This is a genomic window from Pseudomonas sp. NPDC087615, assembly GCF_044743445.1.
In the GTDB taxonomy this organism is placed as follows: domain Bacteria; phylum Pseudomonadota; class Gammaproteobacteria; order Pseudomonadales; family Pseudomonadaceae; genus Aquipseudomonas; species Aquipseudomonas baetica_A.
This window is the reverse complement of sequence record NZ_JBIUWM010000013.1, coordinates 77,568-100,771: the sequence shown is the minus strand read 5'-3', so window position 1 is coordinate 100,771 and position 23,204 is coordinate 77,568. Positions and strand designations below refer to the sequence as shown.

Genomic DNA, 23,204 nt, shown 5'->3' with positions numbered 1-23,204 from the left:
AGGCACGATCTACAAGCACTTCAAGTCCAAGGCCGAGATTTATCTGCGCCTGATGCTCGATTACGAGCGCGATTTGAACGAGCTGCTGCATTCGGCCGATGTCGACAAGGACAAAGAAGCGCTGTCCCGTGCCTACTTCGAATTCCGCATGCGCGACCCGCAGCGCTATCGTCTGTTCGATCGCCTCGAAGAGAAGGTGGTCAAGGGCAATCAGGTGCCGGAGATGGTCGAGGAACTGCACAAGATCCGGGCCTCGAACTTCGAGCGCCTGACCCTGCTGATCAAGGGCCGTATCAGCGAAGGCAAGCTCGAAGACGTGCCGCCGTACTTCCACTACTGCGCGTCCTGGGCGCTGGTGCATGGCGCAGTCGCGCTGTATCACTCGCCGTTCTGGAGCAATGTGCTGGAAGATCAGGAAGGTTTCTTCCAGTTCCTGATGGACATCGGCGTGCGCATGGGTAACAAGCGCAAGCGCGATCCGGAAATCCCTCCAGGCAATTGAGCCATTCAGTTGCCTTATTGCGTCATGTTTTCGCTACATGACGCAGTACCGCAGGAATATACTCAGGCATAGGGCTTGCTAAAACTTGATTTGTGAGTCAAGTTTTAGCGGCTCGATTTTCTATCGCCGGAGTGATCATGATCGTTGACCGTCAAGGCAGGCGTTTTCGCAATTTGCGGATCAGTCTGACTTCAGCCTGCAATTACGCTTGCACCTACTGCGTGCCTAACGGCAAGCGGTTAGTGGCTGCGCAGGATGAACTGTCGGCCGAAGCCATGGCCAAAGGCGTGGCGTATCTGATCGAAGCCGCGGGTATCGAGCGGCTGCGCATCACCGGTGGCGAACCGCTGGTCAGCCCCAAACTCGAATCGTTCATGACGGCTGTCGGCAAGATGGGCCTGGAAGACATCAGCCTGACGACCAACGGTCAACTCCTCGCGAAAAAACTTCCTTTGTTGGTGGATGCCGGTCTGCGGCGCATCAACGTGTCCCTTGATACCCTCGACGCCAGTGCGTTCCGTAGCATCGCTCGTGGCGGCGATCTCGCTACCGTGCTTGATGGGATGAATCAGGCTGCAGCGGCGGGAATGAAGATCAAGGTCAACATGGTGCCGTTGCGAGGGCAGAACCTCGATCAGGTGATGCCGTTGCTTGATTACTGCCTGGAACGCGGATTTGAGCTGCGTTTCATCGAGCTGATGCGAATGGGCCACCTGGCCAAAGATTCCAATGCCTTCCTGCAACAGTTTGTCAGTCTGCAGCAACTGCTGAACCTGATTGGCGAACGCTATGAATACGCGCAAACCGACGCGCCTGTGGACGCCACGGCTGTGCGTTATGCGATTCCCGGGGTGGGCAACTTCGGTGTGATCGCCAACGAAAGCGTGCCGTTCTGCCGCACCTGTTCGCGTCTGCGTTTGTCCTCCACCGGTTGGCTGCATGGCTGCCTGTCATCGAGCAACCGCCACTATGTCGGCGACCTGCTCGACAAGCCGCGACACCAGGCATTGCCGGCGTTGCAGCGCTTACTGGTCAAGGCGTTGGGCGACAAGCAGGAAGTCGCGTTTTCTGGCGGCGCGACTGTCATGAAGATTATCGGCGGCTGAAGTACCGCATTCGCGAGCAAGCCCGCTCCCGCATTTGGAATGCCTTCCACTTGTGGGAGCGGGCTTGCTCGCGAATGCGTTGTATAACTGGACAAAGATCGTGAGCTGGCGCAAAAGCTGCATCCAACGGCCATTCGCCGGTTTTCCGTCACCGGCTTCTGGAGGATTAGGATGCGTAGCCTGGTTTTGCTGCTGGCCGTTTTGGCGCTTGGCGGCTGTATGACTGTCAGCGATATGGCCGAGGGCACTCGCTATCAGATGAGTGACGCGGGGCTGCTGGATCACAGTGACAGTCGCCGTGTGAACAACTTCCGCATTCAGCCGGACTCGTTCATCTACATCGCTCAGGGCGCGTTTGCGCCGCCGGGCGGTTCTTATCCGCGGCCGAACGTGGTGGCTGAAGAAGCCTTCAAGGGCTTTGTCGAATACTTTCCGATGGTACGCCGCGCGCGTGCGCCTGAAGGCCTCGATCAGGCGATGGGCGAAGCCCGCGATGCCGGCGCTCACTACTTGCTGTACACACGTTTCGCCAAGTCTGATGACCGTATCGGCAACTCTGATGAGTGGCTCGATCAGGAGGCGGTGGATCGCCTTGGCATCGACGGTGGCGTGATTCAGATCATGTTGATCGAGACCAGCACCCAGTATTTGATTGATACTGCACGGATCAAGAGTCGTGGCGGTTTACTGACGTTCCACGACAACAAACCCGAAGACCTGATCGGCCCGCCACTGGCGCAATATGCGCGTAGCCTGCTGGGGATCAGCGACCAGTAAATTCGAGGAGTACGCCATGAGTGGCCCGCAAAAAGCCAATGACCTGTTGGGACAGATTCCCAAAACCAAAGGCCTGCCGCCCGTGCACTTGTGGGACCCGGACTTTTGCGGCGACATCGACATGCGCATCGCCCGGGACGGCACCTGGTACTACCTGGGCACGCCGATCGGGCGCAAGCCGATGGTCAAGTTGTTCTCCACGATCATCCGCCGCGATGGCGATGATTATTTCCTGATTACTCCGGTTGAGAAGGTCGGGATCAAGGTCGACGATGCACCGTTTGTGGCGATTGCCGTGGAGGTTGAAGGTGAGGGCGAGGCGCAGGTGCTTCGCTTTACCACCAATGTCGACGAGACCGCCGAGGCGGGGCCAGAGCATGCGATCCGCGTCGAGATCGACCCCCTCACGCAAGAACCTGCGCCGTATGTGCATGTGCGCACCAACCTTGAAGCGTTGATTCACCGCAACGTGTTTTATCAATTGGTAGAACTGGCGGTTAGCCGCGACATTGACGGCCAGCGCTGGCTTGGGGTTTGGAGCGGCGGCGAGTTCTTTCGCATTGGTCTTGAGCCTTAACAAAAATCCTGATGTGGGGCTTGCTCGCGAAGGCGGTGTGTCACTCGGCAACGTTGTTGGCTGACACACCGCTTCGCGAGCAAGCCCGCTCCCACACTGGTTTTCGTGTTAACTGACAAAATCTGATTTGACACCCAATCATATGATGATTAGCGTAGGCACCCATCGCGAACCGCTTTGAGGTGTCCATGTCCAGCAGCTTTCATGCGTCCACGGTTGACTGGTTGGGCAGTTGGATCGCCGCCGGCCAGGTGAAGCCGGGGCAGTCCATCAAGGTCGAGGCCGATCTCGGCGAGCAACTCGGCGTCAGTCGTACGGTCATCCGCGAAGCCATCAAAACCCTCGTCGCCAAAGGCATGCTCGAAGTCGGGCCAAAGGTCGGCACGCGGGTATTGCCGGTGCGGCGCTGGAACCTGTTCGATCCGCAAGTCGTTGGTTGGCTGTCGCGCAACGGGCTGCCGGAAAACTTCGTCGATGACTTGCTCGACCTGCGCCGCACCATTGAGCCCATGGCCGTGCGCTGGGCTTGCGAACGGGCGACCCTTGATCAGATCCAAGCCGTGCAAATGGCCTATAACGCACTCGAGCGCGCGGTCGACAGTGGCACGGATTACAACCGCGCCGACCAGTCCTTCCACGAATGCATTCTTGCCGCCAGCCATAACCAGTTCATCGAACAAATGGTGCCGGCCCTCGGCGCATTGCTGGCGGTATCGTTTGAAGTGTCCGCCGCCGACCCCGATGAACTGCGCCGCACCTTGCCGATCCACAAAGACATGGCCGACGCCATCGCCGCTCGCGATTCCGCGCGCGGTGTGTGGGCCTGCATGACCCTGATTGATAACGCGGATCTGGCGATCAAACGCTTTTATCCGCAAGTCATGGCCGACAAAAAAGCCAGCTGAAACCCACACATTCCCCTGTGGGGGCTAGCCCACCCCCACATTGAAAACAAGAATGACCAAAGGAATTGCCATGACGTGGACTGCCGTTACCCAACACCGCGCCCAACTCGGTGAAGGCCCATTCTGGGATGCCCCGACCCAGGCGCTGTACTGGGTTGATATTGGCGGCAAGCAAGCCCTGCGCCTGATCGGCCAGAATGTGCAGATCTGGCAGATGCCAGAACACATTTCCGCGTTCATCCCGTGCAACAGCGGCGATGCCCTGGTGACCCTTAGCAGTGGCGTCTATCGACTCGATCTCGACTCCCCCGGCCTTGAACCGCGCCTGACCTTGTTCTGCATTGCCGACCCGCAACCCGGCAATCGCCCCAACGAAGCGCGCTGCGATGCTCAGGGCCGCTTGTGGCTCGGCACGATGCAAAACAACATCGGCGAACAAGGCGAGGATCTGCCGATCATCCGCCGCTCCGGTGGCCTGTTTCGTATCGATCCGGATAAACGCGTCACGCCGCTGTTACGCGGATTGGGCATTCCCAACACGTTGCTGTGGAGCAACGACGGCACAACGCTGCTGTTTGGCGACAGCCTCGACAGCACCCTCTATCGCTATTTCATCCACACCGACGGCAACCTCGACACCGCTTACATCTGGTACGGCCCCGATGAACAGGGCGGCCCGGACGGTTCGGCAATGGACGCAGAGGGTTACGTATGGAATGCGCGTTGGGACGGCAGCTGCCTCTTGCGACTGACGCCTGAAGGCAAGGTTGATCGAAAAATCGATCTGCCGGTCAGCCGCCCGACCAGTTGTGTATTCGGTGGTGAAGACCTGAAAACGCTTTACATCACCAGCGCCAAGGGACCGCACAACCATCCGCTGGACGGTGCTGTGCTATCGATGCGGGTTGATGTTGCAGGAAAGCTCTGTACGCGATTTGCAGGCTAAATCCCAAAATATGGGATGAGAAATTATATATTGAGATTGTTTGGCGGTCGGGTTTATAGTCGGCTCCAGCAGTAACACGCACTCACACTTAAAAAGAACAAAACAGGTGAAGTGATGCAGCGAATGTCTATTGCACTCCCATGTGGAGTCCGCGTCTCGCAACGGCCCGATACCGTTGCCTGCGCCTGCCTGTTTTGTTCCAAACGCCTTCCAGACCGGACATCGTCAGATGCCCGGTTTTTTTGCGCTTGCGAACAGGAGTCCTGATCCATGGCTGAACCACTTACCCTGCCGCCGGTGCCCGCGCCGCCGAAGGGCGAGCGTCTGAAAAACAAAGTTGTGCTGCTGACCGGTGCCGCCCAAGGCATTGGCGAAGCCATCGTCGCGACCTTCGCTGCGCAGCAAGCGAAACTGCTGATCAGCGATATTCAGGGTGAGAAGGTCGAGCAGGTTGCAGCCCATTGGCGCGAACAGGGCTATGACGTACAGGCGATCAGGGCTGATGTGTCGCGCCAGCAGGACCTGCACGCCATGGCCAAACGCGCTGTCGAGTTGCACGGCCGCATCGACGTGCTGGTCAACTGCGCCGGGGTCAATGTGTTCCGGGATCCACTGGAAATGACCGAAGAGGACTGGCGCCGTTGCTTTGCCATCGACCTCGACGGCGCCTGGTATGGCTGCAAAGCAGTACTGGCGCAGATGATCGAGCAGGGCATCGGCAGCATCATCAACATCGCCTCGACCCATTCGAGCCACATCATTCCCGGCTGTTTCCCGTACCCGGTGGCCAAGCACGGCTTGCTCGGGCTGACGCGTGCGCTGGGCATCGAGTACGCGGCGAAGGGTATTCGCGTCAACGCCATTGCTCCGGGCTACATCGAGACTCAATTGAACGTCGATTACTGGAACGGTTTCGCCGATCCGCACGCCGAGCGTCAGCGTGCTTTCGATCTGCACCCGCCGAAACGCATCGGTCAGCCAATTGAAGTGGCAATGACGGCGGTGTTTCTGGCAAGCGATGAAGCACCCTTTATCAACGCTTCGTGCATCACCGTCGATGGTGGTCGCTCGGTGATGTACCACGACTGATTGATTGGGTTTTCGCGCGGATAAATCCGTCTGAAATCCAATCATCATACGATATGACTATTTTCTACAGGCTTTGCAGGAACCCGCTTCAACCGCTTTAACGCTTTTCAAATATTGCTCAAAAAAAATAACAAGGAGTCAGCTTATGAAACGTCGTTTCGGGATTCGTACCCTGTGCAGTGCCGCCCTGGCGGTCACCGCGTTCAGTCTGAGCAGTTCGCTGCTCGCTGCCGATACCGTGAAGATCGGTTTTCTGGTCAAACAGGCCGAAGAGCCGTGGTTCCAGACCGAATGGGCCTTCGCCGAGAAAGCCGCCAAGGACAAAGGGTTTGAACTGATCAAGATTGCCGTGCCGGATGGCGAAAAAACCCTGTCGGCCATCGACAGCCTCGCGGCCAACGGCGCCAAGGGCTTCGTGATCTGCCCGCCTGACGTGTCCCTGGGCCCGGCGATCATGGCCAAAGCCAAAAGGAATGACCTCAAAGTGATTGCCGTGGACGACCGCTTCGTCGACGCCAACGGCAAGTTCATGGAAGACGTGCCGTACCTGGGCATGGCCGCGTTCGAAGTCGGCCAGAAGCAAGGCGCCGCCATGGCCGCCGAAGCCAAGAAACGTAACTGGGACTGGAAAGATACGTACGCGGTGGTCAACACCTACAACGAACTCGACACCGGTAAGAAGCGCACCGACGGCTCGGTCAAATCCCTCGAAGAGGCGGGCATGCCCAAAGACCACATTCTGTTCGCGGCCCTGAAGACCCTCGACGTACCGGGCAGCATGGACGCCACCAACTCGGCGCTGGTGAAACTGCCGAGCGCGGCGAAGAACCTGATCATCGGCGGCATGAACGACAACACCGTGCTCGGCGGCGTACGCGCTACCGAAGCCGCCGGTTTTGCTGCGGCTAACGTGATCGGTATCGGCATCAACGGCACCGACGCGATCGGCGAGCTGAAAAAGCCCAACAGTGGCTTCTTCGGTTCGATGCTGCCGAGCCCGCACATCGAAGGCTACAAGACCGCCGAGATGATGTACGAGTGGGTCACCACCGGCAAAGAACCGCCGAAGTACACCGCCATGGACGACGTCACCCTGATCACCCGCGAGAACTTCAAGCAAGAGCTGGAAAAAATCGGCTTGTGGAACTGACGTAGTAACGGCCCGGGTAGCCGGGCCGTTTGATCGGTGTGATGAGGTGGCTTTATGCACGCGCAAGTACAGACACAAGAACACAGCATGAGCGCCAGCCTGCGCTTCAACGGGATCGGCAAAACCTTTCCCGGCGTCAAAGCGCTGGATGGCATCAGTTTCGTCGCGCATCCGGGGCAGGTTCATGCCTTGATGGGCGAGAACGGCGCCGGTAAATCGACCCTGCTGAAAATCCTCGGTGGCGCTTATATCCCGAGCAGCGGCGAGTTGCAGATCGGCGACCGGACGATGGCTTTCAAATCGACTGCCGACAGTATCGGCAGCGGTGTCGCGGTGATTCACCAGGAGCTGCATCTGGTGCCGGAAATGACCGTCGCCGAGAACCTGTTTCTCGGGCATCTGCCGGCCAGTTTCGGTTTGATCAATCGCGGCGCACTGCGTCAGCAAGCGTTGAATTGCCTCAAAGGTCTGGCTGACGAAATCGATCCGCAGACCAAGGTCGGCCGCTTGTCACTCGGCCAGCGGCAACTGGTGGAAATTGCCAAGGCGTTGTCGCGCGGCGCCCATGTGATCGCGTTCGACGAACCCACCAGCAGCCTCTCGGCCCGTGAGATCGACCGTTTGATGGCGATCATCGGCCGTCTGCGCGACGAGGGCAAAGTCGTGCTTTACGTTTCCCATCGCATGGAGGAGGTGTTCCGCCTATGCGACGCGGTGACGGTGTTCAAGGACGGCCGCTACGTGCGCACTTTTGACGACATGAGCCAGTTGACCCACGATCAACTGGTGACCTGCATGGTCGGGCGCGACATTCAGGACATCTACGATTACCGCAATCGTCCACGCGGTGCCGTGGCGCTGAAAGTCGACGGTTTGCTCGGCCCGGGCCTGCGTGAGCCGATCAGTTTCGAGGCGCACAAGGGCGAGATTCTTGGCTTGTTCGGGCTGGTCGGGGCAGGGCGCACCGAGCTGTTTCGCCTGCTCAGTGGACTTGAGCGCCACACTGCCGGACGCCTCGAACTGCGCGGCCATGAACTGAAATTGCGCTCACCGCGCGACGCGATTGCCGCCGGGATTCTGCTGTGTCCAGAGGACCGCAAAAAGGAGGGCATCATCCCGCTGGCCAGCGTCGCCGAGAACATCAACATCAGCGCGCGCGGCGCCCATTCGGGTCTCGGTTGCCTATTGCGCGGGATGTGGGAGAAGGGCAACGCCGACAAGCAGATCAAAGCGTTGAAAGTCAAAACGCCCCACGCCGGCCAGCAGATCAAATTCCTCTCCGGCGGCAATCAGCAGAAGGCCATCCTCGGCCGCTGGTTGTCGATGCCGATGAAGGTTTTGCTGCTCGATGAACCGACTCGCGGCATCGACATCGGTGCCAAAGCGGAGATCTACCAGATCATCCATAACCTTGCCGCCGACGGTATTTCGGTGATCGTGGTGTCCAGCGACCTGATGGAAGTGATGGGGATTTCCGACCGCATCCTGGTGCTGTGCGAAGGCGCCCTGCGCGGCGAAGTCAGCCGCGAACAGGCCAATGAATCCAACCTGCTGCAACTGGCTTTGCCGCGCCACCGCGCTGACGGCGTGGCGAACTGAGAGGTGACTATGATGACAACCCAAAACGAAACCCTGCCGACCGAGCGCAAACCTTTGGATATGCGGCGCTTCCTCGATGACTGGGTCATGTTGCTGGCGGCGGTGGCTATCTTCGTCGCCTGCGCCTTGCTGATCGACAACTTCCTTTCGCCGCTGAACATGCGGGGGCTGGGCCTGGCGATTTCCACTACCGGTATCGCCGCCTGCACCATGCTCTATTGCCTGGCGTCGGGGCATTTCGATTTGTCGGTGGGTTCGGTGATTGCCTGCGCCGGGGTGGTGGCGGCAGTGGTGATGCGTGACACCGACAGCGTGTTCCTCGGTGTCTGCGCGGCGTTGTTGATGGGCCTGATTGTCGGCCTGATCAACGGGATCGTGATTGCCAAGCTGCGGGTCAACGCGTTGATCACCACGCTGGCGACCATGCAGATCGTGCGGGGCCTGGCGTACATTTTTGCCAACGGCAAAGCAGTGGGCGTGTCGCAGGAATCGTTCTTTGTTTTCGGTAACGGCCAGTTGTTCGGCGTGCCTGTGCCGATTGTGATCACCGTCGTTTGTTTTGTGTTTTTCGGCTGGCTGCTCAACTACACCACCTACGGTCGCAACACCATGGCCATCGGTGGCAACCAGGAAGCGGCATTGCTGGCCGGGGTGAACGTTGATCGCACCAAGATCATCATCTTCGCCGTGCACGGTTTGATCGGTGCGTTGGCCGGGGTGATTCTGGCGTCGCGTATGACCTCCGGGCAACCGATGATTGGTCAGGGTTTCGAGCTGACAGTGATCTCGGCGTGTGTGCTGGGCGGGGTATCGCTGAGCGGCGGGATCGGCATGATTCGGCATGTGATTGCCGGGGTGTTGATTCTGGCGATTATCGAGAATGCGATGAACCTGAAGAACATCGATACGTTTTATCAGTACGTGATTCGTGGATCGATTCTGCTCTTGGCTGTGGTCATCGACCGCCTGAAGCAACGCTGACCCCCCTCATCCTTGTGGGCGAGAGCCTGCTCGCGAAAGCGTTGAACCAGTCGCCGGAAATGTTGACTGACCCGACGTCTTCGCGAGCAGGCTCGCTCCCACAATGGACCGTAACTGTCCCCGCCTTCTATCTAATCTCCTAAATTCTCCTTGCTTGTCCGAGCCCGTTTCGGTTATCACTTTGTACATGATTAGACAGGTACGATTTGACAAGAAACAACGGGTGGTCGACGAACTCGTCCGGCGCATCGAAAGCGGCCTCATGGAGGACGGCTTTCTGTTGCCCGGCGAACATCAGTTGGCTCAAGAATTCAAAGTCAGCCGTGGCACCTTGCGCGAAGCGCTCGCCGAACTGAAGCGGCGCAAGTACATCGCCACGCAAAGCGGTGTCGGCTCCATCGTCACGTTTGACGGCGTGGCGCTTGACCAGCGCAGCGGCTGGGCGCAGGCACTGGCCGACAGCGGTGCGCTGATCAACACTGAAGTGCTGCGTCTGGAAGCCGTGACCCGGCCCGACTTGCTGGCGCGTTTCGGTACCGACCAGTTCATCACCCTCGACCGCCGTCGTCGCTCCAACGATGGCACGCTGGTGTCCCTCGAACGCTCATTGATGCCGGCCACCGGCGGCCTGGAAAGCCTGCCGCGCGTCGGTCTGATCGACAACTCCCTGACCATCACTCTGGCTGCCTACGGCTATATCGGCGAGCGCGGCGATCAGTGGATCGGTGCCGAACCGTTGAATGCCGAAGATGCCGAGTTGCTTGGTCGCCCGGTGGGCACGGTATTCCTTAAGGCCCTGCGCACCACCTACGACCGGCAGAACCGTTTCATGGAATTGGTCGAAAGCCTGCTCGATCCGGTGCATTTTCGTCTGCACCTGCAGTTTGGAGAGTCGAAATGACCACGCTCAACCGTGCCCTCGGTGCTTTTTATGGCCTGGCCCTTGGTGATGCGCTGGGCATGCCGACGCAATCGCTGAACCGCGAAACGATCAAGGCCCGCTTCGGCCAGATCACTGATCTGCAGGATGCCGGCCCGCTGCAACCAATTGCCGCGAACATGCCCAAGGGGTCAATCACCGACGACACCGAACAGGCGATTCTGGTCGGCCAGTTGCTGGTCGAAGGCAACGGCCGGATCGAGCCTGCGCTACTGGCGCAACGGCTGATCGAGTGGGAAGCCGAGATGCAGGCCAAGGGCTCGCAGGACTTGCTCGGCCCATCGACCAAGCGCGCCATCGAAATGATCCTCGCCGGCCATTCGCCGGAAGAAGCCGGGCGTTACGGCACGACCAATGGCGCGGCGATGCGCATTACCCCGGTGGGGATCGCGGCGGATGTCGCCGACCCTGAACGCTTTATCGCGGCGGTGGTGCAGGCCTGTCAGGTCACCCACAACACCACGCTGGGCATCTCCAGTGCGGCGGCGGTGGCCGCGGTGGTGTCAGCCGGGATCAACGGCATGGATCTGGGCGCGGCGTTGAACCTCGGCCAGCAGATCGCTCAGCAAGCGCAATCTCACGGCCACTGGGTGGCCGGTGGGCGCATGGCTTCGCGTATCAGTTGGGCGCGCACCATCAGTGTTGACAGCGACAAGGTGCTGCTAGCCGATCTGCTCTACGACGTGATCGGCACTTCGGTGGCCTCGCAAGAATCAGTGGTGGTGTCGTTTGCGCTGGCGCAGCAAGTGGCTGTCGGTGAGATGAGCGCGTTTGATGCGCTGTGCATGGCGGCCAGTCTGGGCGGCGACACTGACACCATCGCCGCGATTCTTGGGGCAATGCTCGGGGCCTGCCTGGGCCTTGAGGTTTGGCCTGCACCGATGATCGAGACGGTGAAAACCGTCAATGATCTGGAGCTGGAACCGTTGGTGCAAGGTCTGTTGGCCTTGCGCTGATTGGGCTGGCGTCTTCGCGAGCAGGCTCGCTCCCACAAGGATCACGCTGTACCTGTGGGAGCGAGCTTGCTCGCGAATGGCGCACCGCATTCTTGAATTTTCAACCCGCAATGGATCGCACAGACAGGCCCAGGACGGCCGGGGATGTCTTGTTGTTCTGCGTCATTGCCACAACCACAAAAAAGGCAAACAGGAGCACTTTCATGAGTTCATCAAACGTCGGGCAAAGCGCCGGGCAACTGGAAACACGCGGCATCGAGCCGGTGCCGGAAGCCGAGTGCAACGGCCACCCGCTGCAATTGTTCTGGGTCTGGTTCGCGGCCAACATTTCCATTCTCGGCTTGCCGCTGGGCGCGACGCTGGTCGCGTTTCGCGGGTTGGCGATCTGGCAGGCGATCATCGTCGCGATCATCGGCGCCGCTGGCTCGTTTGCGGTGGTCGGGATCATCTCCATCGCCGGTCGTCGTGGCCGCGCGCCGAGCCTGACCTTGTCGCGGGCGATCTTCGGTGTGCGCGGCAACATCGGCCCGACCCTGGTCTCGCTGATGTCGCGTCTGGGTTGGGAAACCGTCAACACCACCACCGCCGCATTCGTGCTGCTGTCGCTGTGTTCGATCCTGTTCGGCTCGCCGGTCGAGGCAAAAAGTGCCCCGCTGCTGACGCTGATTTTTATCGCGATTTTCGTGCTGCTGACCCTGTCGGTCTCCGGCCTCGGCCATGCGACTTTGCTGGTCATCCAGAAGTGGGCGACTTACGTGTTCGGCGCGCTGAATATTCTGGTCGGCGGTTTCCTTTGCGCCACCATCGACTGGAGCGCGGTGTTCAACGCCACGCCAGCGCCGATGAGCGCCATGATGATCGGTATCGGTACCATGGCCGCCGGCACCGGGATCGGCTGGGCCAATGCCGGCGCCGACATGTCGCGTTATCAGCATCGCAGTGTCAAAGCCGTGCGTCTGGTGGCGTCGGCGGCGTTCGGTGCGGGGATTCCGCTGGTGTTGCTGATCACCCTCGGCGGGCTGTTGTCGGTGGGCAATAACGACCTGGCATCGGCGACTGACCCGATCGTGGCGATACGCGACATGCTGCCGACGTGGATGGCCGTGCCGTACCTGATCACCGCATTCGGTGGCCTGCTGCTGTCGAACAACCTGTCGGTGTACTCCGCCGGATTGACCACGCTGACCCTGGGCCTGAAGGTCAAACGCGTCTACGCAGTGGTGGTCGACATCGTCGCAATCTTCGCCGGTTCGATTTACTTCATGCTGATCGCCGACAGTTTCTACGGCCCGTTCATCACCTTCATTTCCCTGCTGGCGGTGCCGATCACCGCGTGGGTCGGGATCTTTGTGGTCGACCTGATTCATCGTCATTACTACAGCCCCAAAGACCTGCTCGACGTCAGCCCGAGCAGCGCCTACTGGTATCACGGTGGGATCGAGTGGCGCGCATTCGGGGCGTGGGCGATGGCCATCGTGCTGGGTTTCAGTTTCACCACCATTGGCACCACCGCCGAAAACGTCTGGTTCAAGGGCTTCCTGTCTGATTCGTGGCTGGGCCACAACGGTCTCGGCTGGATCGTGACGTTCGTGGTGGCCGGTGGCATTTACTTCCTACTCGGCGGGGCGAAAGATCGCCGCGCCGCGCAAGTCGAGAATGCTCATGCCTAAGATGTTGCACACCGGCCAGGTCATCATCGACCTAGTCATGGCCGTGGAAAAACTGCCGCAAGTCGGCGGTGACGTGCTGGCGCAGTCTGCCGGTTTCGAGGCGGGCGGTGGCTTCAATGTGATGGCGGCGGCCGTGCGTAATGGTCTGCCGGTTGTCTATCTCGGTCGTCACGGCACGGGGCGTTTCGGCGATCTGGCGCGCCAGGCGATGAACGCTGAAGGCATTCATATCGGCATCAACACACCCGCGCAACGCGACACCGGTTTGTGTGTGGCGCTGACCGATGCTTCGGCCGAGCGCAGTTTCATTTCCTACATCGGTGCCGAAGGTGAGGTGACCGAGGCCGATTTGAACAGCGTGGCGGCCGAGGCGGGCGATTATGTCTATCTCAGCGGCTACAGCCTGCTGCACGAAGGCAAGGCCCAAGCCTTGCTCGACTGGACGCTGGCATTGCCGGCGTCGATCAGTGTGGTGTTCGATCCGGGGCCGCTCGTCGAAGCGCCGGACTCGCCGCTGATGCAGGCGTTGTTGCCACGCATCGACGTGTGGACCAGCAACAACGTCGAAGCGCGGCGCTTTACCGGGGCTGAAGAGATTTCTGTTGCGCTTGATCGCCTCGCAGAATACCTGCCCAGTGATGTACTGATGGTGGTGCGCGACGGGCCGCAAGGGTGCTGGGTTCAGCAGGCTGACGAGCGTCGGCATGTCCCTGGGTTTGCCGTGAAAGCGGTGGACAGCAATGGTGCCGGTGATGCCCATGCGGGGGTATTTGTGGCCGGGTTGGCGCAGGGGCTTTCGGCATTTGACGCTGCACGGCGGGCGAATGCGGCCGCAGCATTGGCGGTGACTCGCTGGGGGCCGGCAACCGCGCCGCCGAGTACTGAGGTGGATGCGCTGATCAGCGCAGGCTGATTCGGCCGTCCGCCGCACGTGCAGCGAACGGCCCGGCGACTACTACAGATCCAGCTTGCGCGCCGCTTCAACCCCGGCTGCACTGAGCTTGATCGGCAGGTGCAACGAATGTTCGCCAGCCTCGTTGCACGTCACATGACCATGGTGAATCAGCCCGCGATCCTGCAAAGCGGCGAGGGCGCTGGCCACGACTTTCTCCCCGCGATAATTGTCCAGCACCTCTTTGCCCAAGCCACTTGGGTGGGCGTGCAACAGGCGAGTGAGGACTTCTTTTTCCAGGTTTTTATCGACGTTCATGGTTACCTCTTCATGGATGTGAATAGGACGCTCGCGTCGGCGAACTACTGACTGGAACCCTCGGAACCCGAACCACCGGTGGTGGTTTTCGAACTCGCGCCGGCACCTGAGTTCACAGGTGGCACCGGGTTGCCGGACGTGCCGCCCTGACGTCCAGGATCGTTACCCTGGGTGCGCGGGTCGGTGCCGGTGGCTGGCGGCGGAGCAACGTCGACACCCGACCCATCGGTGTTCATGCCGGGGGTGCTCTGGATGGCGGGGGCTTTGGGGTGTTCGACCGGATCGGTCGGGCCGGTTCCTGTAGCGGTGGCGGCGAATGCCGCGGGGCAGAGCAGTGCGGTGAATACGAGGGCGGTCAACCTTGACGGGATCATAGGGCTTCTCCAGTGATTGAAATCCTTACCTGTCGTTGGTCTGCCCTCGAATCGGATTGGTGCCTGATGAGCGACGAACGGTCGAGCGCGATTGCACTCAGGCGACCCCGATTTCTTCCTTCAATTGCTCCATGAAACCCTTAAGGCGTTGATGACGGATCAGCGCCAGGCGCTGACCGGCGGCGGTCTGGAAACCGTCGGCGAGGTGCAGCAGTTTGGTCTGGAAATGATCGAGGCAGAAACGTGTGTCGTCGTAGTCGCGTTCTTTCGCTTCGGGATCTTGCGGGTCGTAAAGCGCCGAGCCCATACGCCCGGCAACATAGAACGTGCGGGCGACGCCGAGCATGCCCAGTGAGTCGAGACGGTCGGCGTCCTGGACGATTTTTGCTTCGAGGGTAAGCGCGGCGATGTTGGCGGAAAAACTGTGCGCCTCAATGGCGTGGGCAACGGCGGCGATTTTTGCTGACGGCCAGTTCAGTTCTGCCAGCACCGTTGACGCTTTTTCCGCCGCCAGACGCGAGGCCTGCGAGCGCTGCGGCGAGTTCTTTTCGATGGCCACGCAATCGTGCAACAGCACCGCGGCTAGCATCATTTCAAGATCCCCGCCTTCCTCGGCCTGCAACGTACGCACGTTGTGCCAGACCCGCTGCAGGTGCGCGAGGTCGTGAGCACCGTCGTCTGAAGGCTCAAGGGCGTGGGGCAGTAGATCCGTTGCCAACGTCGCCAGTGGTACAAAAGCGTTAGGGTTCATTAGCATCCTTTGAGGTGAGCGCCATTGCTCTGGGCGCGGCGTTAAAACATCAGCTGTCCGGCCCTGCCAAGGTTAAGCGTTGAATTGCCATGTGACGAGCGCTCCGTCGCGCCTTAGTATGGCGCTTTCCATTTTCCAACAAGGCCCGTCCATGACGATCGAAATCCGCCCGGCGACCCCCAGCGATGCACCGCAGATCCTCGCCTTCATCACCGAACTGGCAGATTTCGAAAAGGCTCGCCACGAAGTCATCGCCAGCGTCGTCGACATCGAACGCAGCCTGTTCGGCGAAGGCGCCACCGCCCATGGCCTGATTTGCCTGCGCGACGGCCTGCCCATCGGTTTTGCAGTGTTCTTCTTCAGCTATTCGACCTGGCTGGGCAGCAATTGCCTGTACCTCGAAGACCTCTATATCACCCCGGAACAACGCGGTGGCGGCGCCGGCAAAACCCTGTTGCGCCATCTGGCAAAAATCGCCTGCGACAACGACTGCGGCCGCTTCGAATGGAGCGTGCTCGACTGGAACACCCCGGCCATCGACTTCTACAAATCCCTCGGCGCCCAACCACAGGAAGAATGGGTGAGGTATCGCATGGATGGCAAGGTGCTGCGCGAGTTCGCCGAAGGCTGAACACCGATGGGTGCGTGACAGGCGAATGGCCAATCGAAAGCAGGCGGGTGTGCTATCACCTAATGCTTATAGTGATGCCCTGACCACCAATGGACAATCAACTGGCTGGGCTCCCGATTCGTCGAGGGACTCGATCAGGTGCCGGGCAGCCTTGCGACCGATCTCGTAGTACGGCAGTTGCACTGTGGTCAGCGGCGGGATGAACAGCTCAGCAATACCGATCATGTTGTCGTAGCCGAGAACGGCGACATCGTCGGGAATTTTCAGGCCACGGCCCAACAGTAACTGATAGGCACAAAAGGCAATGCGGTCGTTGCCACAGATCAGAATGTCGAATTGGGGACGACCATCAATGATGTGCCGGTCGAGGATGGCGGCGGCTTCACCATAGGCATCATGATCGCAAAGGTCGTATTGCAGGACTGCGTCAGGCGCAAGGCCAAATGCCTGGCAGGCACGCTGCAAGCCTTTTTGTCGCAGGTCCCAGGCCAGACTCTGTTTTGGCAGATTGATACACAGAGGGCGCCGATAGCCTTGGCTCAATGCGTGATGTACAGCGCGATACTGCCCCGTTTCGTCGTCGGGCACATAACTCACCAGGCGACTGTCATCCGCCAGGCAATTGGCAAGTACCAGGGGTTTGCTCTTCAAACGCTCGGGAATGCACACCTGGCGAAAGCCCATGGCGCTGAAAATCAGCCCGTCGGGACGGTGCGACAACATCAGGTCGATGTTTTGGTCGGTGGGTGGGTTGCTCAACAGGTTGAGGATGAACACATTCCAGCCCGCCTGCTGCGCGGTCTGTTCAATGGACAGCAGCAACTCGACGGCAAACGGTGTAGTCGCGGTGTCCAGCGCGAACACACCGATGGTTCGCGACTGGAGGTTGTCGCCGCGCATTTTGCGCGCCGACAAGCTCGGTACGAATTGCAGTTCATCGATGGCGCGACGCACCCGCAGAAGGGTTTCGGGGCTCAGTTTTTCCGGGTTGTTGAGCGCTCGAGAAACCGTCATCAGGGACACGCCGGCCAGCAGTGCAACGTCTTTCACTGAAGTCATGTCAGGCGAAACCGATCAGATTGACGCAGAATCATGACACATCGCCCGCGCTTCTCGCGACTCGAGTGACGCTGCTCATAGCCATCCCGAGGCGAGAGGCCATGCCCTGGGAATCGAGACGCGCCCGCCACTGCCGCTTGCAAGAAGCTTCACACCCAGACTGCCGGGCTGTGGGTAGAGGCGACTGCTGAGGCTGAAGCGCCCGTTTTCGTCGAACACCTCAATGGACGAGCGATCCAGGAACACCCGCAGTTCCAGTCGCTCTTGTGTCGGGTCTATCGACACGCTGCGTTGACCTGTGACTTGCGCACCCGAGCGGCTACGGTCAAGCACCAGACGCTGTAGTGCCGCATCGTAGTAGAGCCGCGTTTCTTCCTGGCCATCGACGCTGCAGCGCAAGGCGATGCCCAGGTGGCCGTCGGTACAGCCGAGCAAGTCCAGATGCACATGGATTTCGAGCATATCGCCACTCACTTCTGGCACCCACCGGGCTCCCGACTCCTCCCACCACGGCGTGCTAGGCAATAGCGTCTTGCGCAGAGCGGTGAGCTCCCGTGCCGGAAACACGCAAAGGCGATCGGCGCACAGTTCAAGTTCGCGTGGCAAACCGAGCATGCCGCACCAGTGATGGGCCTGGCTCGGCATCGGGCTTTCCCACATGTCGAGCCATGCCCACACGAGGCGCCGACCATCGGCGGCCAATAGCGTTTGCGCGGCATAGAAATCGTGGCCGTTATCCAGCTCGATAAAAGGCCCGCCAGTGAAGTGCCAGTCGCTGTCGAGTCGGCCCACTCGGTAACCGGTCTGGTATTTGTTGAGCCGCTCGTAACCCTCGGATTGCATGCCCTGGGGGGAGTAGAGCAGCACATCGCGCCCGTTCAGCCGGAACAGATCCGGGCACTCCCACATATAGCCATCGCCCTCGCTGCCGCCGGAAACATAGTCAAGGAACTCCCAAACGTGCAGATCCGTGGAACGGTACAGCGGGAGCAGCGGCCTATCGCCCACACGTGCGCCGGCAATGAGGTACCAATAGTCATCCTCCTTCCATACCTTGGGGTCACGAAAGTGCATGATCGTGTCTTGCGGCGCGGTCTCGATGACGGCGCCATGCTTGACGAACCGGATGCCATCGGTGCTGGTTGCCAGGCACTGCACTTGACGGATCAAGCGCTCGTCACCCACTTCTCCCAGCCAGGTGTGTCCGGTGTAGATCAGTGCCAGGGTATCTGCGCACACCACAGCGCTACCGGAAAAACATCCGTCACGGTCGAAGTCATCGCCGGGTGCCAGCGCTATGGGTAGGTGCTGCCAATGAACGAGATCGGCACTCTTGGCGTGCCCCCAATACATAGGGCCCCATTTCGCTTCGAAAGGGTAGTGTTGATAGAAAACGTGATATTCGCCCCGAAAGTACACGACCCCGTTAGGGTCGTTCATCCAGCCTGCCGGCGGAGAAATGTGATAACCGGGTCGATAATCCTGGATGACGCGGGACAGGCCATCACTCAGCGCACGCTGCGCAAGGTCAAGGGTGCAAGGCATTGGATCGCTCAGAGGCTTCAAAGAAAAGGTCATAGGGCACGTGCCCGTATCGGGCGCAGAGGGACGCCATCCGGCAGGGTTTCAATGGCTTGTGGATGGCGCTTCAAGGCTGCGCCGTCGGCGTCGAACAGGTGCAGGTTGTCGATGTCCAGTTGCAGTTCGACCCGATCGCCCGCCTGCCATCCGGCGCTGACCTCACAACGACAGATCAGTGGCTCGTCCTGACCTGTTTCGAGGTGCACATATGTTTCGCTGCCCAGGTATTCGACACCTGTCACGAGGATGCCGGCGGTTCCATCCGCCGCCTTGAGCGAGACGTGCTCCGGACGAATTCCGAGGCTCAACTGCGTGCCCGCCGCGAGGTTCGAGCTGTCGAAGGGCAGGGTGGTCATACCCAAAACGGCGGTGTCGATCAGGCTGGTTTCGCCCGGCGCATGCAGGCGCGCCGCAAGGAAGTTCATTTTTGGCGAACCGAGAAAACCGGCAACAAAGCGACTGGCCGGGCGCTCATAGAGTTCGCGCGGTGAGCCGACCTGTTCTACGCGACCGCCATTGAGCACCACAATTTTGTCAGCCAGGGTCATCGCTTCCACTTGATCGTGGGTGACGTAGATCATGGTCGAGGCCAGTCGATCATGCAGCCGTGCGATTTCGTTGCGCATCTGCACCCGCAAGGATGCATCCAGATTCGAAAGCGGCTCATCGAACAACAAAATGTCCGGTTCACGCGCCATGGCTCTGCCCATGGCCACACGCTGACGCTGTCCTCCGGACAGTTCTTTTGGTTTGCGTTGCAGCAGTTTGTCCAATTGCAGGATTTGCGCTGTTTTCAGCACGCGCTCGCGCAGGCTGCTCTTTTCAGTCTTGGCCAGTTTGAGACCAAAGCTGATGTTGTCGTAGACGCTCATGTGCGGGTACAGCGCATAAGACTGAAACACCATGCCGACGCCACGCTCGCGCGGTTCCAGGTCGTTGACCCGTCGCCCGTCGATCAGCAGGTCGCCGCCGCAGATCGAATCCAGTCCGGCGATCAGTCGCAGCAGGGTCGACTTTCCGCAGCCCGAAGGGCCGACGAATACCACGAATTCACCCGCAGCGATCTCCAGGCTGACGTCGCGAAGAATCCGTGCGCCGCCCAGTTGTTTGTTCACGTTGTCCAGTTTCAATTTGATCACGATGCTGTTCCTTGTCTTTGTTGGGCATCAACCCTTTAACGCGCCGGCAGTGAGACCGGAAACGATTCGGCGCTGGAAGATCAGCACCAGAATCACCAGTGGGACGGTGACCACCACCGAGGCGGCCATCAACAATCCCCAAGGCAACTCATGGGGGCTGCCGCCGGAAATCAAGGCGATGGCGACTGGCACGGTGCGTTGGGTGTCGGTGAGGGTGAAGGTCAGGGCAAACAGGAACTCGTTCCACGCGGCGATGAACGCCAACAAACCCGTGGTGACCAGTGCGGGCCATAGCAACGGCAACAGCACTCGGGTAAGCGTGACCCAGGGCGAGGCGCCATCCATGATTGCCGCTTCCTCCAGTTCATGGGGCAGTTGGCCCATGAACGTGGTGAGCACCCAGACGGTGAAGGGCAGGGTGAAAATCGTGTAGCTCAGGATCAACGCCAAAGACGTGTTGTACAGACCCAGGGCGCGGATCACTTCGAACAGCCCGGACAGTACAGCGACTTGGGGAAACATCGACACGCCGAGAACCATCATCAAAACCGTGCCACGCCCACGGAATTTCACCCTTCCCAAGGCATAGGCCGCGGTCACACTGAGGAACAGCGCCAGCGTCACCACGCACAGCGCAACCACTAATGAGTTACCGATAGCCCGCAGGAAAGAGGCTTGGTGGAGTACCGCCGCGTAATTGGAGAAGTCGGGAGTTTCTATCCAGTAGCTCACCTCGAACAAGGCGCTGGATGGCTTCAGCGAAGTCACGATGGCGTAGTAGAAAGGGAAGACCGCATACAGCAGCAAAACCCCGATCAGACACCAGAATCCGAGGCGCAGCAGCGCTTTTTTCAGTAGGCGTGGGCTCATGACCGAACCTCCATTTGACGGCGTCCGAGGTAGAGATAAAGCATGGCGATTACCGCTACGACCAGAAACAGCAGCGTCGAGGCCGCGCTGCCATAGCCAACATCCTGGAACTCCACCAGGTGTTGGCGGGCATAGACAGACATACTCATGGTGCTCGAAGAGTTCGAGGTCAGCACATAGATGACGTCGAATACGCGCAGAGAGTCGAGAATGCGGAAGATCGCCGCCACCAGCAGTGCGGGCATCAACAGTGGCAGCGTGACACGCCAGAACACTTTCAGCGGATGAATGCCATCGACCCTGGCGGCTTCGTAGCAATCGCTCGGTAACATCTGCAAGGCCGCGAGCATCAGCAGCGTGACAAAAGGGACGGTCTTCCAGACGTCGACGATGATCACCGCCCACATCGACAGATCCGCATCTGCCGTCCAGGCCAGGGGCGCGTCAATCAGGCCGAGGCTCAGCATCATATGATTGATGATGCCGAACTGGTCGTTAAGCATCCATGACCAGATCTTCGCCGAGACAATGGTAGGAATCGCCCAGGGAATCAGAATCAACGCACGCACCAACGAACGGCCGGTGAACTTGATGTTCAACAGCAACGCCACCAGCAGCCCCAGTACGACTTCCAGTCCCACTGACACCACAGTGAAATGCAAGGTGTTACGCACCGCATTCCACCATTGCGGATCGACCAGGATCCCCGACCAGCCGGTGCTGCTGTGGAACAGATAATTGCTCAAGCCAATGAAGGTTCCGCCACCCGTGTCCGCCAGGTTGGCGTCGGTCAGGCTGAACCAGAATGTGCGCAGTAGCGGCCAGGCCGCCACCAGGGCCAGGCACAGCAACATCGGCGTCAGAAACAGCCAGGCAGCGCGTACTCGGCGACGTTGCACGGGCGTTTCCCTGGTGACCAGCAACTCGTCACAAGGGGCATGGGTAGTAGAGACAGACATGGTGATTTCCTTCCTTGTGGCTTACCAGTTCCGGCGTTTGATGCGCGTGAGTTCGCTTTCCAGTTCGGCCAGCGCCTGATCGACAGGCGACTCGCCCGCCAGTACGCCATGCACTCGATCGAAGAACGCATTGGAGACCCGTGGATAGCGATCGGCAGTGATGGAGGCGGGGCGCATCACCCCATCGTTGAGAATGCTGTGCAACTGAGCGTAATAAGGCATGGCCGCGAGCAATTCGGGGTCTTGATACAGCGATTCGATAACCGGGTTATAGCCGCCCGTCAGGGCTCGATGTTTTTGCGCTTGCTCGCGGGTCAGGTAACTCACCAGTTCTGCGGCAAGCTTTGGATGGGCGCTGTAACGCGATACCGCCAGGCCCCAGCCACCGAGGGTGGAGGCATGTGTGCCAGCTTCGCCGCCACGGGGCAGGGGAGCGACCCCAACCTTGTCTTTTACGGCACTGTCCTGACTTTGAACCAGGGCCCAGACATACGGCCAGTTACGCATGAACAGCGCATTTCCCGATTGGAATACGCCACGCCCTTCTTCCTCGGTGTAATTGAGCACGCCCCTCGGGGAGATGTCTCCGACCCAGCTTTTCGCCAGGGTCAAAGCGGTTCTGGAGGCCTGATTGTTGACCACGATGTCGCCTCGTGAATTGACCAGTCCGCCTTCCGGTTGGCTGCTGATCCACTCCAGCGCATTGCACGTCAGGCCCTCGTAGGCACGCCCTTGAAAAATGTAACCCCACGCATTGGGGTTCCCGGCAGTGCGCTCGGCCTGTTGAATACTTCTGGCGGTCGCGGTCATTTCTTCCCAGGTCCGGGGAACCGGCTGGTGGTACTTCTCGAGCAAGTCCTTGCGGTAATACAACAGGCCCGAGTCAGTGAACCACGGCATCGTTACCAGCCGTCCGTTCACCGTGGCGTTGTCCACCTGTGCCTGGAAGTAGCCCTGGGTCGCATTAGCAGGAAGCACCTCGCGCAGATCCAGCAGATGTTTGGCCAGCATTCCCGGCCACACCATATCGATTTGAATGATGTCGATGTCGCTGGACTGCGCACTGAGGATCTGCTGGTAGAACGACAACCGCTCGGTCGCCGAGTTAGGCGTGGAAACCACCTCGACATTGTTGCCGGTCTGTTTCGACCACGCCTCGACAGCCTCCTTGCAGAGCTGTAACTCGGCACCCACTGCACCGCACGAGATCGTCAAATCGGCGGCGCTCGAGACGGATGGAAGTGCGGCACAGAGAATGATTAATGCTGCTGGCAGGAGAGATTTCAGATGTTTCATTGAGCACCCTTTATTTTTGTTTTTAGAAAAGTTAACGTTAACATCGCCAAATGTAGCAGCGTATTTGCGATGGGGCATCCTTTTTTTCGTCGATTGCGACAATTCACAACTCACGAAAAATGGCCGGTCGCGGGAA

General features: G+C 59.6%; 24 protein-coding genes. 15 read left to right on the top strand and 9 right to left on the bottom strand.

What is annotated here, in order from left to right; translation table 11 throughout:
* The 14 genes from ACIOU6_RS09180 to ACIOU6_RS09115 all read left to right on the top strand — a co-directional run.
* The coding region (locus ACIOU6_RS09180) for a TetR/AcrR family transcriptional regulator (protein ID WP_401135575.1) at window positions 1-502 on the top strand (502 nt) is incomplete at its 5' end.
* 137 nt (window positions 503-639) lie between these two features.
* Window positions 640-1,608 (top strand): GTP 3',8-cyclase MoaA, encoded by a 969-nt coding sequence (locus tag ACIOU6_RS09175; protein ID WP_401135573.1) that lies wholly within the window; start codon window positions 640-642, stop codon window positions 1,606-1,608.
* 171 nt (window positions 1,609-1,779) lie between these two features.
* Complete coding sequence (locus tag ACIOU6_RS09170) at window positions 1,780-2,385, top strand: DUF4823 domain-containing protein (RefSeq protein WP_221729337.1); 606 nt, start codon at window positions 1,780-1,782, stop codon at window positions 2,383-2,385.
* A gap of 16 nt (window positions 2,386-2,401) precedes the next feature.
* Window positions 2,402-2,962, top strand: a complete 561-nt coding sequence (locus ACIOU6_RS09165) for a DUF1285 domain-containing protein (RefSeq protein WP_401135570.1) — start codon at window positions 2,402-2,404, stop codon at window positions 2,960-2,962.
* A gap of 188 nt (window positions 2,963-3,150) precedes the next feature.
* Window positions 3,151-3,867, top strand: coding sequence for a FadR/GntR family transcriptional regulator (locus ACIOU6_RS09160; protein WP_221729335.1), 717 nt, complete (start codon window positions 3,151-3,153; stop codon window positions 3,865-3,867).
* Between the two features lie 70 nt (window positions 3,868-3,937).
* Entirely contained in the window at window positions 3,938-4,813 is an 876-nt protein-coding gene (locus ACIOU6_RS09155) for an SMP-30/gluconolactonase/LRE family protein (protein ID WP_401135566.1), read from the top strand.
* Between the two features lie 270 nt (window positions 4,814-5,083).
* Complete coding sequence (locus ACIOU6_RS09150) at window positions 5,084-5,902, top strand: SDR family oxidoreductase (RefSeq protein WP_221729333.1); 819 nt, start codon at window positions 5,084-5,086, stop codon at window positions 5,900-5,902.
* A 145-nt stretch (window positions 5,903-6,047) separates the two neighbouring features.
* A complete protein-coding gene (locus tag ACIOU6_RS09145) occupies window positions 6,048-7,052 on the top strand; it encodes a substrate-binding domain-containing protein (RefSeq protein ID WP_221729332.1) in 1,005 nt (334 codons plus the stop codon).
* Window positions 7,053-7,106: 54 nt separating this feature from the next.
* On the top strand, window positions 7,107-8,651 hold the full coding sequence (gene araG, locus ACIOU6_RS09140) for an L-arabinose ABC transporter ATP-binding protein AraG (RefSeq protein ID WP_401135563.1): 1,545 nt from the start codon (window positions 7,107-7,109) through the stop codon (window positions 8,649-8,651).
* Between the two features lie 12 nt (window positions 8,652-8,663).
* Window positions 8,664-9,632, top strand: coding sequence for an L-arabinose ABC transporter permease AraH (araH, locus tag ACIOU6_RS09135; RefSeq protein ID WP_221729330.1), 969 nt, complete (start codon window positions 8,664-8,666; stop codon window positions 9,630-9,632).
* Window positions 9,633-9,819: 187 nt separating this feature from the next.
* Window positions 9,820-10,533: a GntR family transcriptional regulator gene (locus ACIOU6_RS09130; protein ID WP_221729329.1), complete on the top strand. Its 714-nt coding sequence runs from the start codon at window positions 9,820-9,822 to the stop codon at window positions 10,531-10,533.
* Window positions 10,530-11,528 carry an ADP-ribosylglycohydrolase family protein gene (locus tag ACIOU6_RS09125; protein ID WP_401135559.1) on the top strand — a complete coding sequence of 333 codons (999 nt, stop codon included), beginning with the start codon at window positions 10,530-10,532 and terminating at the stop codon, window positions 11,526-11,528. The genes ACIOU6_RS09130 and ACIOU6_RS09125 overlap by 4 nt, the downstream gene beginning before the upstream one ends.
* Before the next feature lie 203 nt (window positions 11,529-11,731).
* Complete coding sequence (locus ACIOU6_RS09120) at window positions 11,732-13,198, top strand: purine-cytosine permease family protein (RefSeq protein ID WP_401135557.1); 1,467 nt, start codon at window positions 11,732-11,734, stop codon at window positions 13,196-13,198.
* Window positions 13,191-14,111, top strand: coding sequence for a PfkB family carbohydrate kinase (locus tag ACIOU6_RS09115; RefSeq protein ID WP_221729326.1), 921 nt, complete (start codon window positions 13,191-13,193; stop codon window positions 14,109-14,111). Before ACIOU6_RS09120 ends, ACIOU6_RS09115 begins: the two co-directional genes overlap by 8 nt.
* A 42-nt stretch (window positions 14,112-14,153) precedes the next feature.
* Here the strand turns inward: ACIOU6_RS09115 and ACIOU6_RS09110 are convergent, their stop codons facing one another.
* The 3 genes from ACIOU6_RS09110 to ACIOU6_RS09100 all read right to left on the bottom strand — a co-directional run bounded on the left by ACIOU6_RS09110 (window position 14,154) and on the right by ACIOU6_RS09100 (window position 15,533).
* Window positions 14,154-14,408, bottom strand: a complete 255-nt coding sequence (locus tag ACIOU6_RS09110; protein WP_401135555.1) for a hypothetical protein — start codon at window positions 14,406-14,408, stop codon at window positions 14,154-14,156.
* Between the two features lie 44 nt (window positions 14,409-14,452).
* Window positions 14,453-14,782 carry a hypothetical protein gene (locus ACIOU6_RS09105; RefSeq protein ID WP_221729324.1) on the bottom strand — a complete coding sequence of 110 codons (330 nt, stop codon included), beginning with the start codon at window positions 14,780-14,782 and terminating at the stop codon, window positions 14,453-14,455.
* Window positions 14,783-14,879: 97 nt separating this feature from the next.
* The gene (locus ACIOU6_RS09100) at window positions 14,880-15,533 is read right to left on the bottom strand and encodes an HD domain-containing protein (RefSeq protein WP_221729323.1); all 654 of its coding nucleotides are present in this window, start codon (window positions 15,531-15,533) and stop codon (window positions 14,880-14,882) included.
* A 151-nt stretch (window positions 15,534-15,684) separates the two neighbouring features.
* On the opposite strand from ACIOU6_RS09100, the gene ACIOU6_RS09095 reads away from it, so the two are divergent.
* Window positions 15,685-16,164, top strand: coding sequence for a GNAT family N-acetyltransferase (locus ACIOU6_RS09095; protein ID WP_221729322.1), 480 nt, complete (start codon window positions 15,685-15,687; stop codon window positions 16,162-16,164).
* A gap of 66 nt (window positions 16,165-16,230) precedes the next feature.
* On the opposite strand, the gene ACIOU6_RS09090 is transcribed toward ACIOU6_RS09095, so the two are convergent.
* From ACIOU6_RS09090 to ACIOU6_RS09065, 6 genes are all read right to left on the bottom strand, one after another.
* The gene (locus ACIOU6_RS09090; RefSeq protein WP_221729321.1) at window positions 16,231-17,223 is read right to left on the bottom strand and encodes a LacI family DNA-binding transcriptional regulator; all 993 of its coding nucleotides are present in this window, start codon (window positions 17,221-17,223) and stop codon (window positions 16,231-16,233) included.
* A 75-nt stretch (window positions 17,224-17,298) separates the two neighbouring features.
* Window positions 17,299-18,768, bottom strand: a complete 1,470-nt coding sequence (locus tag ACIOU6_RS09085; protein WP_401135551.1) for a glycoside hydrolase family 32 protein — start codon at window positions 18,766-18,768, stop codon at window positions 17,299-17,301.
* Window positions 18,769-18,797: 29 nt separating this feature from the next.
* Window positions 18,798-19,943: an ABC transporter ATP-binding protein gene (locus ACIOU6_RS09080; protein WP_221729319.1), complete on the bottom strand. Its 1,146-nt coding sequence runs from the start codon at window positions 19,941-19,943 to the stop codon at window positions 18,798-18,800.
* 27 nt (window positions 19,944-19,970) lie between these two features.
* The gene (locus tag ACIOU6_RS09075) at window positions 19,971-20,813 is read right to left on the bottom strand and encodes a carbohydrate ABC transporter permease (protein ID WP_221729318.1); all 843 of its coding nucleotides are present in this window, start codon (window positions 20,811-20,813) and stop codon (window positions 19,971-19,973) included.
* Entirely contained in the window at window positions 20,810-21,772 is a 963-nt protein-coding gene (locus ACIOU6_RS09070) for a carbohydrate ABC transporter permease (protein WP_221729317.1), read from the bottom strand. Before ACIOU6_RS09070 ends, ACIOU6_RS09075 begins: the two co-directional genes overlap by 4 nt.
* 21 nt (window positions 21,773-21,793) lie before the next feature.
* Window positions 21,794-23,068 (bottom strand): ABC transporter substrate-binding protein, encoded by a 1,275-nt coding sequence (locus ACIOU6_RS09065; protein ID WP_401135587.1) that lies wholly within the window; start codon window positions 23,066-23,068, stop codon window positions 21,794-21,796.
* Between the last annotated feature and the right edge of the window lie 136 nt (window positions 23,069-23,204).

Bases quoted from the DNA above. Each gene is read 5' to 3' on its own strand.
- ACIOU6_RS09095 (WP_221729322.1), top strand. From the start codon at position 15,685: ATGACGATCGAAATCCGCCCGGCGACCCCCAGCGATGCACCGCAGATC.
- ACIOU6_RS09105 (WP_221729324.1), bottom strand. From the start codon at position 14,782: ATGATCCCGTCAAGGTTGACCGCCCTCGTATTCACCGCACTGCTCTGC.
- ACIOU6_RS09155 (WP_401135566.1), top strand. From the start codon at position 3,938: ATGACGTGGACTGCCGTTACCCAACACCGCGCCCAACTCGGTGAAGGC.
- ACIOU6_RS09150 (WP_221729333.1), top strand. From the start codon at position 5,084: ATGGCTGAACCACTTACCCTGCCGCCGGTGCCCGCGCCGCCGAAGGGC.
- ACIOU6_RS09110 (WP_401135555.1), bottom strand. From the start codon at position 14,408: ATGAACGTCGATAAAAACCTGGAAAAAGAAGTCCTCACTCGCCTGTTG.
- ACIOU6_RS09130 (WP_221729329.1), top strand. From the start codon at position 9,820: ATGATTAGACAGGTACGATTTGACAAGAAACAACGGGTGGTCGACGAA.
- ACIOU6_RS09125 (WP_401135559.1), top strand. From the start codon at position 10,530: ATGACCACGCTCAACCGTGCCCTCGGTGCTTTTTATGGCCTGGCCCTT.
- ACIOU6_RS09145 (WP_221729332.1), top strand. From the start codon at position 6,048: ATGAAACGTCGTTTCGGGATTCGTACCCTGTGCAGTGCCGCCCTGGCG.
- ACIOU6_RS09175 (WP_401135573.1), top strand. From the start codon at position 640: ATGATCGTTGACCGTCAAGGCAGGCGTTTTCGCAATTTGCGGATCAGT.
- ACIOU6_RS09165 (WP_401135570.1), top strand. From the start codon at position 2,402: ATGAGTGGCCCGCAAAAAGCCAATGACCTGTTGGGACAGATTCCCAAA.
- ACIOU6_RS09075 (WP_221729318.1), bottom strand. From the start codon at position 20,813: ATGAGCCCACGCCTACTGAAAAAAGCGCTGCTGCGCCTCGGATTCTGG.
- araH (WP_221729330.1), top strand. From the start codon at position 8,664: ATGACAACCCAAAACGAAACCCTGCCGACCGAGCGCAAACCTTTGGAT.
- ACIOU6_RS09090 (WP_221729321.1), bottom strand. From the start codon at position 17,223: ATGACTTCAGTGAAAGACGTTGCACTGCTGGCCGGCGTGTCCCTGATG.
- ACIOU6_RS09100 (WP_221729323.1), bottom strand. From the start codon at position 15,533: ATGAACCCTAACGCTTTTGTACCACTGGCGACGTTGGCAACGGATCTA.
- ACIOU6_RS09085 (WP_401135551.1), bottom strand. From the start codon at position 18,768: ATGCCTTGCACCCTTGACCTTGCGCAGCGTGCGCTGAGTGATGGCCTG.
- ACIOU6_RS09170 (WP_221729337.1), top strand. From the start codon at position 1,780: ATGCGTAGCCTGGTTTTGCTGCTGGCCGTTTTGGCGCTTGGCGGCTGT.
- ACIOU6_RS09070 (WP_221729317.1), bottom strand. From the start codon at position 21,772: ATGTCTGTCTCTACTACCCATGCCCCTTGTGACGAGTTGCTGGTCACC.
- araG (WP_401135563.1), top strand. From the start codon at position 7,107: ATGCACGCGCAAGTACAGACACAAGAACACAGCATGAGCGCCAGCCTG.
- ACIOU6_RS09160 (WP_221729335.1), top strand. From the start codon at position 3,151: ATGTCCAGCAGCTTTCATGCGTCCACGGTTGACTGGTTGGGCAGTTGG.
- ACIOU6_RS09115 (WP_221729326.1), top strand. From the start codon at position 13,191: ATGCCTAAGATGTTGCACACCGGCCAGGTCATCATCGACCTAGTCATG.
- ACIOU6_RS09120 (WP_401135557.1), top strand. From the start codon at position 11,732: ATGAGTTCATCAAACGTCGGGCAAAGCGCCGGGCAACTGGAAACACGC.
- ACIOU6_RS09065 (WP_401135587.1), bottom strand. From the start codon at position 23,068: ATGAAACATCTGAAATCTCTCCTGCCAGCAGCATTAATCATTCTCTGT.